We start from the raw sequence: 14,522 nt of genomic DNA, 5'->3' as shown, positions 1-14,522 counted from the left end.
GATGAGGAGGAGTGGCGCCATGACCACTGCGGTAAAGGCCGGTCGCGAGGAATTCTCGGAGCGTCTGTTGAAGGGCTCGGTGAACAAGTCGTATGCGCCCGTCGTCGACATCGACTGGGACGCGCCGCTTGACCCGGACAAGTTTTTCCTCCCACCGAAAACCGTGTCGCTGTACGGCACGCCGATGTGGGACGAGATGACCCGCGCGCAGCAGATCGAGCTGTCCCGGCAGGAGCTGGTGAACACGCTGTCTGCCGGCATCTGGTTCGAGAACATCCTCAACCAGGCGCTGCTGCGCAAACTCATGCACAAGGACCCCACCAGCCGGTCGTCGCACTATGCGCTGACCGAACTGGGCGACGAAACCCGGCACATGGTGATGTTCGGCAAGGCCATCGAGCGGGTCGGCGCCAAACCGGTGCGGCCGCGGCTGTACCAGCGGATGATCATCAACGCTCTTCCGTTCTTCTTCCGAGGTTCGGTGCTGTGGGTGGCCGCGCTGATCGGCGAGGAGATCTTCGACTCGCTGCAACGTCAGATGATGGACGACCCCGAACTGCAGCCGATGATCCAGCGGCTGATGCGAATTCACGTCACCGAAGAGGCCCGGCACATCCAGTTCGCGCGCGACGGCCTGCGCAAGCGGGTGCCCGAGATGCGGCGGCTGGAGCGGTGGTTCGTCGCGAACATCAACGGGTTGGGCGGGTGGTTCTTCCGCTACTTGTTCACCAACCCGATCCCCTATGCGCGGGCCGGCCTGGATCCGCGTCGAGCACGCAGCGTCGCGCGAACCAGCCCGCACCGGCACGACGTCCAGGTGGCTGGTTTCGCCCCGCTGGCGGCGTTTTTGACCGAGGTGGGTCTGATGGGCCCGATCGCGCGCCGCGGCTGGGCACGCACCAAATTCCTGTGATCCACGACGTCGTTGTCGTCGGCGCTCAGATCGCCGGCTTTCCCACGCTGGATGGCGAAGTGGTCAGTTCGGTGTTCGACGACACCACCGACACCTGGACCCTGACCACCAGCGGCGGCGAGACGTGCCGCGCCCGCGTGGTCGTCACAGGAGCCTCGCCGTTCGTTCCTTGGATACCGAACCTCCTGGGCCGCAACGACTTTCGCGGTGCGACGTTCGCCGCAGCGGCACCCGATCCCGATTTCGACCCGACCGGCAAACGCGTCGCGGTGATAGGGGCCGACGCGGCCGCCGGCCGGTTCATCGAGCTATCCGCCGCGGCGTCGGTGGAGGTCTTCCCCCACCCGCCGCGTCGGATCGTCCCTACCATCGGGCGGCGCATTCGATGGCGGCGCCCGCACACATCGGCCGACGTGGTGACGGCACCGATCGACGCGGTGACACCCTCGGGGATCCGCACCCGCGACGGTGTCCACCACGACGCCGATGCCATCGTCTACGGCACGGGTTTCGCGGTTCGCGATCACCTGCCGGACAACGCACTCGTCGGTGCCCGCGGACTCACCATCCGGCAGGCCTGGCACGACGGCACCGAACCCTACCTCGGTGTCGTCATGCACGGTTTCCCCAACTACTTCCTGGTCAACGGACCGAACACCGCGCGTTACATCGCCTGCTGCCTGCCGCTGATGGCCGGCCACTCGCGCATCGAAGTGCGCCGCAGCAGCCAACAGGTATTTAACGAGCGCGTCTACCTGCGAAGCCCGCGGCTTCGCGTGAGAGCCTCCGCATTCGAGCTCTCCTCCGGTTTGCGCGACGACGCCTACGACGGCACGGCGACGTTGACCGTCGCCGGCACGGACCACCCGGTGCGTGTCCGGCTCACCGGCCACGTCGATCCGATCGATGGCCAATACCATTGGCAGGGAACGGTTTTCGGTCAACTCCCGGCGGATGTGCTAAGGCGGTCCCGGGCCGTGACGCTGGCCGTCGGTGAGAGCAGCGTGCCGGCGCGCCTCACCGAAGAAACACCGCAGGGCACGCATTCGATCACAGGTGTCGGCGTGCCGCCGTTTGTTGCCAATGACATTCAACTCACCGTGCCGCAGCCCTGAGTCCGTCGCAAGTCGCCCCTGTTGGGCGCGGGGAAAGCCGGATAGTCTGGAGAAACACCCCGCGAGCAGGGTTGCCTGCGGAGTCAAGGGGGTAGACGACACTGGATGGCTGAACGACAAAGCTCGCTTAATGTCGTTGCCGTCGGCGCCTCGGCCGGCGGGGTCGAGGCCCTGACCCAGTTCGCCGCGGGACTGGCACCCGATTTGCCTTACGCGGTCTTGGTGGTCCTGCACATGCTGGCCGGGGCGCCCAGCGTGCTGGCCCGCATCATCGACCGCAGCGGGCCGCTGCCGGCCATCACCGCAGCGCATGGGGCGCGACTACACCACGGCGCAATCCATGTCGCAGTCCCGGACCATCACTTGTTGGTGCAAGACGGCCGGATCATGCTCTCCGAGGGGCCCACCGAGAACGGCTACCGGCCCGCGGTCAACGCGCTTTTCAGGTCGGTGGCGCTGGCCCATAGTGAACGCGCAGTCGGGGTGCTGCTGTCCGGCGTGCTCGACGACGGCGTGCTCGGATCGGCCGCGCTCCGTGCCCGGGGCGGCACGACGATCGCCCAATCGCCGACCGACGCGCTTTTCGCGGGCATGCCGCAGAACGCGATCGCAGCCGGGGTAATCGACCACACTGTGCCCGCGGCCGAAGTCGGCGGCCTGCTGAAACAGCTGGCGGACCGAACATTCGAGGAACGCAAAATGGAGCCGGACGATCGCATGGAGCTGGAAAACCGGATCGCGATGGCCCGGCGATTTTCGACGGAATTCGACACCGAAGCGCTCGGGCCGCCGTCGGGATACTCGTGCCCGGACTGCAACGGTTCGCTGATCGCCGTCAGCGAAGGCAACTACCGATGCCACGTCGGCCATGCCTGGACCGCCGACGCGTTGCTGCACGCACGCGACCAGGAGGTCGAAGGCGCCCTCTGGCTTGCGGTGCGCAGCCTGCAAGAAAAGGCCAAGTTGTCTCGCCGGCTGGCCGATGAGGTGCCGGCGGGGATGTTGAGTGAGCGTTACCACGGGCTCGCCGACGAGGCCGAGCACGCCATGTCGGTGCTGGGCAAGAAGCTCGCGGAGGCCTACAAGAAGCAGGACGAGCTCAGTGGCCAGCCCGATTAGCCAGTTGACGGTTGCCGCGGACGCGCTGGAAACGGCGTCGCTGCTCACTGTCGGCGGTGTCCTGGACGGCACCACCTACCTCAAGCTGCGGGACATCGTCATCAAGGCGGCGCTCGACGAACCGGACGCGGTCGTCGTCGACGTCACCACGCTCGACGTCCCGGGACCCTCGGCGTGGTCAGTGTTCACAAGTGCCCGGTGGCACGTGAGCACCTGGCCGGACGTTCCAATCATCTTGGTATGCGAGCATTCTCGCGGTCGCGCCGCGATCGCACGCAATGGCGTAACCCGCTACGTGCCGGTCTATCCGACCCTCGCGGCCGCACTGGCGGCCGTCATTGGCGACAGTCGGGCCGGCCGCCGCCGCGCTCGCGCGGAACTGCCCGCTTCCCTTGCCAGCCTGCGCCGCGCCCGCATGCTGGTGGCCGAGTGGCTGACCGCGTGGTCTCAGGAAGAGCTGATATCGGTGGCAACCGTGATCGCCAACATCTTCGTCGAGAACGTGCTGGAACACACGGACAGCTCGCCGGTGCTGGTGCTGGAAGCCGACGGCGGAAACGTCAGCATTTCCGTGCAGGACAACAGTTCGGCGTCGGCGATGCGTCACGAGAATTCGGTTCGCGGTGGTGGCCGGGTGTCCGGGTTGGCGATCGTTGCGGCGGTCAGCCGCGCATGGGGCAGCACCCCGACGCCGTCCGGTAAGACGGTGTGGGCCGTCATCGGGCCGGAAAACGTGCTCTGATCCCGGGTAGTGTTCAGGTTCGCGACATGTTGTCAGCGGACGGATCCAGATGGACGCAGAAGAAGACACGACGACAGACGAAGCATTCGAGGCGCTGCTGCGGTACATGAGGGACTCGCGGGGCTTCGACTTCACCGGGTACAAGCGCACCACACTGATGCGACGAGTGCGCCGTCGCATGGCGCAGGCCGGCCACGACACTTTCGAGGAATACCTCGACGTGCTGCAGGCGAGCTCCGGTGAGTTTTCCGCGCTGTTCAACACCATTCTGATCAACGTCACCGCATTTTTTCGCGATCCCGAAGCGTGGGACTACGTCGCCACCAACGTCATTCCGCGCATGCTCGCCGACCGCGGTCCCGGCGACCCGATCCGGGTGTGGAGCGCCGGCTGCGCATCCGGCGAGGAGGCCTACACGCTGGCTATCCTGCTGTCCGAGGCCCTCGGTCCGGACGACTTCCGGCAACGGGTGAAGATCTACGCCACCGACGTCGACGAGGAAGCCCTCAACGAGGCACGAGCGGGTACCTACGATGCCAAAGCACTCGAACCGGTGGCGCCGGACTTGCGGGATCGCTACTTCCAGCGCCTCGACGAGCACTGCATCATTCACAAGGACTTGCGACGCGCACTGATCTTCGGCCGCAACGACTTGGTCAAGGATGCCCCCATCTCCCGGGTTGATCTGTTGGTGTGCCGCAACACCCTGATGTACATGAACGCCGAGACACAGCGAAATGTGTTGGGACGGCTGCATTTCGCGTTGGCCCCCGAGGGCACGCTTTTCCTCGGCCACGCCGAGATGTTGCTGAGCCACGGTGATCGGTTCGTCCCATTGGATCTCAAGCACCGGGTCTTCCGCAAAACCCCGGGTTCCCACGGCCTCAACCGCTACGACCTGGCGGCGACGATCTATGAGCGCCACAGTGAGCTACCAGTCTTGAACGCGTTGCGCGACGTCGCTTTTCGCGCCAGCCCGGTGGCGCAGATCGTGGTGACCGACGACGACACCGTGGCGATGGTCAACCAACAGGCCGAAACGTTGTTCGGGTTGTCGGCTCGCGACGTCGGCCGGCTGCTGCGCGATCTGGAGGTCTCGTACCGGCCGGTCGAGTTGCGGGGCTACTTGGAGCAAGCCAAAGCGGAGCGTAGGTCTGCCCGGATCCAGGACGTCAAGTGGCAGCGGCCCGGGGCGGAAAACGTCTGGTTCGAGGTCCATGTGAACCCACTCGTGGACGCAGAGAACGAGCTGCTGGGTGTATCGATCGCGTTCTTCGATTTCACCGCGACAAGGGCGCTGCTGGACAAGGTGGTCCATGCCAATCGCCAACTCGAAACGGCTTACGAAGAGCTGCAATCCACCAACGAAGAACTCGAGACCACCAACGAAGAACTGCAATCCACAGTCGAGGAGCTGGAGACCACCAACGAGGAACTGCAGTCGACCAACGAAGAACTCGAAACGATGAACGAGGAGCTGCAGTCCACCAACGACGAACTGCACACCATCAACGACGCCCTACGTGACCGCAGCATCGAACTCGACGAGGCGCAGACCTTCCTCGACTCGCTGGTCAACTCCATTCATTTCGGCTTGGCAGTGGTGGACCGCGAGATGCGGGTGGTGGTGTGGAACCACGGGTGCGAGGAATTGTGGGGGCTGCGCTCCGATGAGTGCACGGGTGAAGTGCTCACCAGCTTCGATATCGGGTTGCCGATGGATGGCATCCGGGGCCTGATCGGCAATGCGTTCGTCGACCCGGACAATCCGCGGGAATCCGTCGTCGATGCGGTCAACCGGCGGGGCAAGCCGACTCGGGTTCGGGTGATCTGCACGGGCTTCAAAGCGCCGTCGAGAGACAGCGTCGACGGCGCCCTGCTGTTGATGGAGGCCCGGCCCTAGCGAGGCTGACGACGCAAGTCGTCGAACTCGGCCTTGACGATGCGGTAACAGTCGCAGGCCGCGCGTTCCAACCCGGCTCGGTCGGCGATGGTGATTCGACCGCGCCGATAGCGGATCAGGCCGCGGTCCTGGATTCGTCGGGCCGTTTGCGACGCCGTCGGCCGGTGCACACCGAGCATCTGCGCGAGAAACGCCTGGGTGAGCGGAAACTCGTCGCGGCCGACGCGGTCGTGTGTGGTCGCCAACCAACGGGCCATCCGTGCTTCCGTCGCGTGGCTGCGGTTGCAGACCACGTTCTGAGCGACCTGCACCATCGTCGCCTGAGTGAATCGGTTCATCAGTGCGTGCAGCACCCCATCAAGGATCAACGCCTGACGGAACTCTGAAACGCCGATGCGGACGGTGTCACCGGGAATCTGGCAAAAGGCCGCCTGCGGGCTACTCGTCGCGCCCAGGTAAGCCGGCAGCCCCACCATGCCTTCGTGGCCAGCGGTGGCGACCTCCACGGCGATCCGCCCATCGGCTACCGCAACCAAGGAAAACACCGACGTCAGAGGGAAAAAGACGTCGGCGATCGGCTTTCCCGGCGCATACGCCGGCCGTTTCAGCCCGGAGTGTTCCAGCCGGGGCCGCAGCGCGGCCAGCTCGGACTCGGGCAATCGCGCCAGAATCGCATTGCGCCGGAACTGCTCATCGGTCACGCGGCCGCTCCCTGATGCGTCCATGCGGTCTACTCTTGACCCATAATGTCCGCGACCAAACATACGGTTGGGACGCCGCGCTTCGGGCGAGTCGTCTTGGTCGCGTCCCTGGGCGGAATGCCGATCATCACCATCGTCTTGGCCGGGATCCCGACCGGCTATGGCGTACCGATCGCCGTCGTGCTGCATCGTCGCCGCACCCGAGACGACGCCGACCTGTTGGCCGCCATCCTGGCCCGGCGGACGCGTCTGCCGGCGCGGGTGGCCGAGGCCGGCGTCCCGGCGGATCAGCCGGGTGTCACGGTGGTACCCGCCGAGACGACGGCAACCATTGACGCATCGGGCAATTGGCTGCTGTCTGAGGGCGCCAGAGGCGTCGGGCCGGGCAATGCGCTGTTGGTCAGCTCTGCCCGCGCGACGCCGACGGTCGCCGTCATCTTGACCGGCTCGTTGGCCGACGGTGCCGACGGATGTCGCGCGGTCAAGCGAGCCGGTGGCCGGGTGCTCGTTCAAGACCCCGCGACCGCGCGCGCGTCGAGTATGCCCGCCAATGCCATTGCGACCGGCTGCGTCGACTTCGTCTTGGAACCCGAGCGGATCGCGACCGCGCTGCTGGCGCTCACGACCGCACCTGGGGCCGCCGAGCTGCTCACGGTCCCGCCACCGCCGTGGGCGCGGCTGGGCCCGGTGGCGCGCTAGCATCCGGTGCCCGTCATCGGCGCGGATGTTCGCCTTCGACGAGCTGGCGGGCCACCGCAACCAACGGCGTGTTCGAGCTCTGGGATAGCCGCTTGAGCAGTTCGAATGCCTGTACCGAGTCAATGTTGAACCGCTCCATGATCATGCCCTTGGCCTGGCCGATGAGGTCGCGGGATGCCAGGGCGCTGCGGAACTGCTCGTCACGGCGCACCAGATTCCAGGCCAGCGCGGCGTGCGTGGCCATGATCAGCCCCAGCTCCACCGCCTCGTCGTCGAACGCATTCGGTTGCTCGGAATAAAAGTTCAGCGCACCCATGGTGTGGTGGTCGGCAAACAGCTGAAACGACATGATCGACCGGATCGGGGTCTCCTCGACGGCGTCGCGGCAATACGACGCCCATCGCTGTTCCTGCGCGAGGTCGTTGATCCGGATCGTGTGCTGTTCCCACGCCGCTGACAGGCATGGCCCTTGGTCGTGGCGTTGCTGGATTTCGTCGAGCAGCGCCGGGTAGTGGCCGCTCGCCGACGCTGTCCGGACCTTCCCGTCGCGGGTTGCGATCGTGATGCCTGCGTGTTGCGCACCGGGGACGAATCGCGCAGCGCCTTCGGTCAGTTCCTGGAGCACCGAATCGACGTCAGTTGACTGCTGCTGAAGGGCTTGCATCAAGTCGGCGACTTCGAGGAGAAGTCCGCTTCGGCGATTCGCTGCCATGTTGTCCCACTCCAATCGGCTGCTTCGACGGAGGTGGCCCCGATTGTCCCCTGCCCGGGCGCGGGCGGCAACCAATTGAACGCGTTCTAGCATCTGTTCTACATGTGTCGACAGGAGGCGGTGTGCGGTTCAGCTACGCGGAGGCGATGACCGATCCGGCGTTCTATATTCCGCTGGCAAAAGCCGCCGAGGCGGCCGGGTACGCCGGCATGACGATTCCGGACAGCATCGCCTATCCCTTCGAGTCGGATTCGAAATATCCGTACACCCCCGACGGCAGTCGCGAGTTTCTGGACGGCAAGCCGTTCATCGAGACGTTCGTGCTGACCGCCGCGCTGGGCGCGGTGACGACGACGCTGCGGTTCAACTTCTTCGTGCTGAAGCTCCCCATCCGGCCGCCGGCCCTGGTCGCCAAGCAGGCGGGCTCGCTGGCGGCGCTGATCGGCAACCGGGTGGGGCTTGGTGTCGGCACCAGCCCGTGGCCGGAGGACTACGAGCTGATGGGTGTTCCTTTCGCCAAGCGCGGCAAGCGGATTGACGAATGCATCGAAATCGTGCGCGGCCTCACCACCGGCGAGTACTTCGAGTTTCACGGCGAGTTCTACGACATCCCCAAGACCAAGATGACACCGGCGCCCACCCAGCCGATTCCGATTCTGGTCGGCGGTCACGCCGATGCCGCGCTGCGGCGTGCGGCACGCGCCGACGGCTGGATGCATGGCGGCGGCGATCCGGAAGAGCTCGACCGACTGCTGGCGCGGCTCAAGCGGTTTCGCGAAGAAGAGGGTAAGACCGGCCCGTTCGAGATCCATGTGATCTCCGCCGACGCGTTCACCCTCGACGGCATCAAACGGCTGGAGGACAAGGGCGTCACCGACGTCATCGTCGGCTTCCGCGTCCCCTACACCAAAGGGCCGGACACCGAGCCGCTGGACGTCAAGATCCGCAACCTGGAGAAGTTCGCCGAGAACGTGATCGCCAAATCCTGACCAGCAGACGCGAGCCGTAGGCGAGCACGCCCTACCGTGGAAGCGTGACTGAGAACATTCTCTCCGACGCCGCGATCGGCGCGCTCTCTGATGCGCAGCGCCGCGACTTGATCAGTCGGCTGCAACGGCCCATCGCCGAGGTTTATCCCCACCCCGGAGTCTTGGAGCGCGTTCGTCGGATTCGGGTGGGGTTGATGGCCACCGGTTCGGTAGTGCTGATCCCGTGGATGGTCTATCTCGCATTCACGTTGCCCGACATCTACATGGCCCACAATTGGACGGCGACGTGGGTGGGATTCGACAGCCTGTTGGTCGTCTTCATGGCCGCGACGGCGGTACTCGGCTTCCTGCGCCGCCAGGTGCTGATCCTCACCGCGTTCACCACCGGCGTGCTGCTGATCTGCGACGCCTGGTTCGACATCATGACCGCCGGCCCCAACGACATGTGGCTGGCGCTGGTGACCGCCCTGTTCGGTGCGCTGCCGCTGGCCACAGTGCTGATCGCCGGCGCGCTGCGCATTATCCGTCTGATGGCCACCCGGTTGTGGTTGCTGGACCCCGGAACGCCGCTGTGGCGGTTGCCGCTGCTGCCATGACGCAGTGTTGACCACCGAGTATGCGATGGTAGCGCCGAAAATGCATCCAGGGCGTGGATTTCGGCGAAATCGCGCTCTGACCGCAGTCTCGGTGGCCTAACCAGCTCGGTGTTTGGCGAACCACTCGGCCTGCATCGCCAGCAATGCCATCGGCTCCAATTGTGGTGTGGCCGAGTCGAGTTCGCGGTAGCGCTGGTAGACGTTGACGACTATGCGTTCGGCGTCCAGCCAGTTCGCGTACTCGCCGAGATCGATGGCGTCGGCCGCCTCGGCGAACGACAAGCCCTGGCGGTAGGCCGCGTCGGCCTGCTCGTTGACATGCGCCAGATATCCGCGGACGGCGCGGATTCCGTCTGGATCGGTGACCGGCCCGTGGCCGGGCACCACGGTCGGCGCGTCCAGCGCGATCATCGCGTCGCAGGCGGCTATCCAGTTGGCGATCGGGCCGGCCCACACGATGGGCGTGCAGCCGATGAACAGCAGGTCCCCGGCGAACAGCACCCCGGCGTCCGGGACATGCACAACCGAGTCGGCCGCGGTGTGCGCCGGGCCCAGGTTCAGCAGGCGCACCTCCCGGCCGCCGACCTCGATGGTGAGCCGGTCGTCGAAAGTATGATCGGCGTTGCGCAGGGTGATCCCGCTGAAATCGAAGGGCCCGAAGCGATCTCGCAGATATCGGGTCACCACCGGCCCCAGGTCCGCGGTCTGGGTCATGGCCAGCATTTCGGGCGCCATACCGTGCGCGAGCTCCTCGGCGGTGCCCTTGGCGGCGATGACGCGCACCGAGCGGTCCAGCAGCTGGTTGCCGTGGGTGTGGTCGCCGTTGGAGTGGGTGATCAGCGCGTCGGTGATGGGTGCGGCATCGGTGATCGGCTGCATCGCGGTCAGCATTTCGCGGGTCAGCGTCAGGTCGAACAGCGTGTCGACGAGTAGCGACGCGCCGTCGCCGGCGATCAGTCCGGCGTTGCTCCAGCCGTATCCGCCATCGGGCAATGTCCACGCCCACACCCGGTCGGCCACTTCGTGCAGCCCGCGCGTGTAGGCCACTTTCGCGGGAGCGGGGTTGACCCGCGGTCTGCCGGGTGTGACATCCGGGTTCGGCCGCGGCGGCAACCGGTGCGGTGCGGGAGTGTGGCGCACGGTTTGCCGGGTCTCGCCGAGTCCCTGTACCCGCAGTGTGACGACGTCGCCGTCGTGCAGCCAGCCGGGGAATTTCGGGTCGGTCAGGTGTTCGACGAGCGTACAGGTCGGCACCGTACCGGACCCGAAAACATCACCGGGAGTGAGCATTACGCCCCGGGAGGCGTAGGAGATGACCTCGCCGAAGCTCCAGTCCATCGTCCCGGTCGATCCCGATCCGATCACCACGTCGTTGACCATCGCGGTCACGTCGAGGCTCAGCCTGCCGTCGCGACGGTAGGGCTGCAGTTCGTCCGGGGTGACCAGGTACGGGCCCAGGGTGACGCCGCTGTCTTTACCCTTGGCCTGCCCGATACCCAGTTGACCCTCCAGTTGCTGCAGGTCACGCGCCGACCAGTCGTTGAAGATGGTGTAGCCGATGATGGCCTGCTCCGCTTCGTCGACAGAGAGGTCCTTGCCCGCGGCCCCGATTACCGCCGCGACCTCCAATTCGAAGTCCTGCCAAGCGCTTCCGGGAGCCGTCGGCGCGTCGTCGTAGGGGCCGAGCACCGTCGCCGGGCAGGCGAAGTAGAACGCCGGAATGCGGTACCAGGTGTCTTTGAGCACGCGGCCGGCGCCCATCGCCGCCTGGCAGTTACGCATATGGTCCAGAAAGCACAACGAGTCGCGAATCGACGGTGGGCGCGGGATCGGAGCCCGCAGCGTCACCCCGTCCAGCGGCACGGTATGCGGCGAACGCAACGCTTTTTCGCCCGCCTCGTGTAATCCGTCAGCCCCCAGCGCAATGAGCTCCAGCAGCGTCACGCCCGCCGGCATCGCATGGATCACATCGTCGGAGAGCACTCCGGTGCGTTCGCCGTCGTCATCTCGATATGTCACCCACCTCATGGGCATCAACATACTTCGAGGCAAACGCCTCATGCGCCGAGACAACCCGAATCCCGAAGGCAGCAAAAACCAATGAAATAAGCGGTAGCGTCATGCGGACCGGTATTGGCCACCCCCAGCACTCGGCAAAGCCCCGCGATGTGACGGGAGACAACAATGAAGCGCTGCATGGTCACAGGCTTGGCCGCCCTGCTGCTGGGCGCCGGGCTCATTGCGTCAGCGCCGCACGCCGGCGCCGGCTGCCAGTACGGAGGTCCCGTCATCAGCAAGTGCGACGGGCCCATCCAGCCCGACGGCACCTGGCAACGCTGCGTGGCAGTCGCCACTTTGATGTATCGGGGCGCCAGTTCCTACCTGGTGCCCGACAAGCGCTGCGATGTGATGGGTCCTGATCACCAGCCCGGGGATGGCGCGTTCGCCGACCCGCCCACGCACATCGACGACTGACGATGGGAACCGCTTGCGGCGCAAGGCGTTGCCATTCGAACACACCGTCGTGTGGCGAAGGTCACCATCTCGGCTCCACGCCTGCTGACGACAGCCTTATCGGGTGTAACAGCGGCCTGTTCCCTTGAAGCCTGCCTACGACGAAGCTAAGTTCGTCGGCGCGATGGGATACCGAAAACACATCAGCAATGTCGTTCCCTTGCGCCGCTCCGTCGGCGTTCCGCTGAGCAACGCCACCCTGCCACTTCATTCGCAACGGATCGACGTGCCAACCTATGACAGGTCAGCTCTTAGGCCCGGTGTGGTTCACATCGGGCCGGGCAACTTTCACCGCGCTCACCAGGCGGTCTATTTCGATGACCTTGCGCGCTCAGGCGTTTCCCGCCAGTGGGGGGTCACCGACGTCAGCCTTCGCAATCGCAAGGTGAAAGATCTGCTGACGGCTCAGGACGGGCTTTACACCGTTGTGCAACGCGGACGTGACCGCCAAACGGCCCGCGTCGTCGGCTCTATCGCCGACTACCACTACGCGCCGCACGACAGCGTGGCTGTGCGTGCCGCTCTGACGGATCCTCAAACCCGCATCGTCAGCCTGACGATTACGGGTAATGGGTATTACCTGGACCCGCGTACCGGCGAGTTCGACCCTTCCCACCCCGACGTGCGCGCCGACCTGGCCGCGTGGGAGTCCGCGACGTGCTTTGCCACCGCGTGGGCGTACCTGACTGAGGCACTCGACTTTCGCCGGCGCGCCGGTATTGCCCCGTTCACGGTGCTCTGCTGTGACAACATGCCCGACAACACGCAGATGGCGCGAACGGCGCTGGTGTCGTTCGCCACGTTGCGCGATCCCGGCCTCGCCCGGTGGATCGAGACCAACGTCGCGTTCCCGTCGACCATGGTCGACCGCATCACTCCACGGACCTCGGACGAGGACTGCGAGTTCGTCGAACGCACATTCGGCATTGCCGACAAGTTGCCGGTGCTGACCGAACCCCACTGCCAATGGATCATCGAGGACAGCTTCCCGCACGGCCGCCCGCCGCTCGAGGAGGTCGGTGCCGAGTTCGTGACCGACGTCAGCGACTACAAGCTGGTTAAGACCCGTCTGCTCAACGCAACTCATTTCGTGCTCGGCTGTTTGGCCACGTTGGCCGGCTACCAGCGCACCGACGAAGCCATGAGCGACCCGGTCATTTACGGATACGTCGAGCAGCTCATGCGCGACGAGATTCAGCCGCTGCTACCGGCGGCGCATCCGATGAACACCCGCGCCTATCGGAACACTTTGCTCACCAGGCTCAGCAATCCCCGCATGCCCGACCAGTTGTCGCGGTTGGCGCGCCGGGGATCGGAAAAAATGTCGTCGTTCGTGCTGCCCTCCCTGCAGGACGCGATCACGCAGGGCAGACCGCACAGTCTGCTGATGCTGGCCCTGGCCGGGTGGGCCCGGTACCTGCGTGGCTATGACCTCGACGGCCGCACGATCCATATCGAGGACCCGCAAGCGGAATTGCTGACCGAGTTGGCGACCCGCGGCGGAAACAAGGCCTACCCGCTGCTGGAACACGAAATCTTCACCGAACTTCGCGGTGTGCCCCACTTTGCGGAGCACCTCGGCGACAGGATCGTCGACATCGATGTGCGTGGCGTGCAGCCCACGCTGCGCCAAGCGTTGGGGGACACCGGTCGGGAGGTGGCATGGGGCTGAACCGTGCGGGGCTGGCCGTGATGCGCGAATTCGACCCAGCCCAGATCACCACTTTGCTCTGTGACGCCGACGACAACCTCTTCCCTTCTGAGGCACCGGCTTTCGACGCCTCGGTCGAGGTGACCAACCGGTTCCTGGCCAGGTTCGGGGTGTCGGCGCCGCTTACCGCCGACGAGTTGCGGAAGAAGGCCGTCGGAAAGAACTTCCGCAGTACCGCTCTCGACTTGGCTGTGCTGTGCGGGGTGCCCATGGATCAGACGCTGGCACAGGGCCGCCCCCGTGCAGTTGTCGCTTCGGCCACCGACGTGGCGGCCGATCGTGCGCTGTGCGCCGACGAACTCGAGAAATGGGTGCGTCAGGAACGCGAGCACGTCACCGCTCACCTGTCCGTCACCCTGAGACCAGACCCGCGGGTGCTGTCCCCGCTGCGCGACCTCGCCTCGCGGTATACGTTGACCGCGGTCAGCTCCAGTGCTCTCATGCGCCTGGATGCCTGCTTCAGCGCCACCGAACTCGACGCGCTAATTCCGGCGACGGTGCGTTTCAGCGCAGAAGATTCCCTTCCCGTGCCGACGAGCAAGCCTGATCCGGCGGTGTACCGCCATGCCGGCGAAGTCTTGGGCATCGGCACTCATCAAGGCTTGGCGATCGAAGACTCCGTGGCCGGGGTGACCTCCGCAGTGGCGGCCGGCTACCTCACCGTCGGCAACCTGATGTTCGTGCCCGACGACGAACGTTCTTGCCGCAGTGCGGAACTCACCAGTGCCGGTGCACACGCGATCACCGACTCGTGGTCTGCCCTCACCGATGCCCTCTTGGCACCGGCCACGACGTAACGATCGCCCAC

General features: G+C 65.6%; 14 protein-coding genes. 11 read left to right on the top strand and 3 right to left on the bottom strand.

All coding sequences use genetic code 11. The features are described 5' to 3' along the window. The first annotated feature begins 19 nt into the window (after window positions 1-19). The 5 genes from AWB95_RS14145 (at window position 20) to AWB95_RS14125 (ending at window position 5,792) form a co-directional block, all read left to right on the top strand. Window positions 20-913: an AurF N-oxygenase family protein gene (locus AWB95_RS14145; RefSeq protein ID WP_062539229.1), complete on the top strand. Its 894-nt coding sequence runs from the start codon at window positions 20-22 to the stop codon at window positions 911-913. 173 nt (window positions 914-1,086) lie between these two features. After that, window positions 1,087-2,028: a DUF4873 domain-containing protein gene (locus AWB95_RS14140; RefSeq protein WP_373280759.1), complete on the top strand. Its 942-nt coding sequence runs from the start codon at window positions 1,087-1,089 to the stop codon at window positions 2,026-2,028. Window positions 2,029-2,133: 105 nt separating this feature from the next. Then, entirely contained in the window at window positions 2,134-3,147 is a 1,014-nt protein-coding gene (locus AWB95_RS14135) for a chemotaxis protein CheB (protein ID WP_062539228.1), read from the top strand. Beyond that, window positions 3,131-3,889 (top strand): ATP-binding protein, encoded by a 759-nt coding sequence (locus AWB95_RS14130; RefSeq protein ID WP_232315586.1) that lies wholly within the window; start codon window positions 3,131-3,133, stop codon window positions 3,887-3,889. The genes AWB95_RS14135 and AWB95_RS14130 overlap by 17 nt, the downstream gene beginning before the upstream one ends. A 49-nt stretch (window positions 3,890-3,938) precedes the next feature. Continuing rightward, complete coding sequence (locus tag AWB95_RS14125) at window positions 3,939-5,792, top strand: CheR family methyltransferase (protein WP_062539227.1); 1,854 nt, start codon at window positions 3,939-3,941, stop codon at window positions 5,790-5,792. Here AWB95_RS14125 and AWB95_RS23770 read toward each other — a convergent pair. After that, window positions 5,789-6,493, bottom strand: a complete 705-nt coding sequence (locus tag AWB95_RS23770) for a Crp/Fnr family transcriptional regulator (RefSeq protein ID WP_169714683.1) — start codon at window positions 6,491-6,493, stop codon at window positions 5,789-5,791. The two genes, AWB95_RS14125 and AWB95_RS23770, sit on opposite strands and share 4 nt — an antisense overlap. A gap of 45 nt (window positions 6,494-6,538) precedes the next feature. Between AWB95_RS23770 and AWB95_RS14115 the strand changes: the two genes are divergently transcribed. Next, on the top strand, window positions 6,539-7,192 hold the full coding sequence (locus AWB95_RS14115; protein WP_062539225.1) for a chemotaxis protein CheB: 654 nt from the start codon (window positions 6,539-6,541) through the stop codon (window positions 7,190-7,192). A 13-nt stretch (window positions 7,193-7,205) separates the two neighbouring features. On the opposite strand, the gene AWB95_RS14110 is transcribed toward AWB95_RS14115, so the two are convergent. Then, window positions 7,206-7,904: a GAF and ANTAR domain-containing protein gene (locus AWB95_RS14110; protein ID WP_062539224.1), complete on the bottom strand. Its 699-nt coding sequence runs from the start codon at window positions 7,902-7,904 to the stop codon at window positions 7,206-7,208. Window positions 7,905-8,026: 122 nt separating this feature from the next. Here AWB95_RS14110 and AWB95_RS14105 point away from each other — a divergent pair, with 122 nt between their 5' ends. Both AWB95_RS14105 and AWB95_RS14100 read left to right on the top strand, forming a co-directional pair. Then, complete coding sequence (locus tag AWB95_RS14105) at window positions 8,027-8,893, top strand: LLM class flavin-dependent oxidoreductase (protein ID WP_062539223.1); 867 nt, start codon at window positions 8,027-8,029, stop codon at window positions 8,891-8,893. 44 nt (window positions 8,894-8,937) lie between these two features. Next, window positions 8,938-9,489, top strand: coding sequence for a hypothetical protein (locus tag AWB95_RS14100; RefSeq protein ID WP_062539222.1), 552 nt, complete (start codon window positions 8,938-8,940; stop codon window positions 9,487-9,489). A 96-nt stretch (window positions 9,490-9,585) separates the two neighbouring features. On the opposite strand, the gene AWB95_RS14095 is transcribed toward AWB95_RS14100, so the two are convergent. Next, on the bottom strand, window positions 9,586-11,517 hold the full coding sequence (locus AWB95_RS14095) for a fumarylacetoacetate hydrolase family protein (protein WP_062539239.1): 1,932 nt from the start codon (window positions 11,515-11,517) through the stop codon (window positions 9,586-9,588). 156 nt (window positions 11,518-11,673) lie between these two features. Between AWB95_RS14095 and AWB95_RS14090 the strand changes: the two genes are divergently transcribed. From AWB95_RS14090 to AWB95_RS14080, 3 genes are all read left to right on the top strand, one after another. After that, on the top strand, window positions 11,674-11,964 hold the full coding sequence (locus tag AWB95_RS14090; RefSeq protein ID WP_062539221.1) for a CDGP domain-containing protein: 291 nt from the start codon (window positions 11,674-11,676) through the stop codon (window positions 11,962-11,964). 163 nt (window positions 11,965-12,127) lie between these two features. Next, on the top strand, window positions 12,128-13,675 hold the full coding sequence (locus AWB95_RS14085; RefSeq protein WP_062539238.1) for a mannitol dehydrogenase family protein: 1,548 nt from the start codon (window positions 12,128-12,130) through the stop codon (window positions 13,673-13,675). Then, window positions 13,666-14,511: an HAD family hydrolase gene (locus AWB95_RS14080; protein ID WP_062539220.1), complete on the top strand. Its 846-nt coding sequence runs from the start codon at window positions 13,666-13,668 to the stop codon at window positions 14,509-14,511. Before AWB95_RS14085 ends, AWB95_RS14080 begins: the two co-directional genes overlap by 10 nt. The last annotated feature ends 11 nt before the right edge of the window (window positions 14,512-14,522 follow it).

The organism is Mycobacterium celatum (assembly GCF_002101595.1).
Taxonomy (GTDB): domain Bacteria; phylum Actinomycetota; class Actinomycetes; order Mycobacteriales; family Mycobacteriaceae; genus Mycobacterium; species Mycobacterium celatum.
Note: the sequence above shows the minus strand (reverse complement) of the source record. Positions and strands in the feature narration are given on the sequence as shown.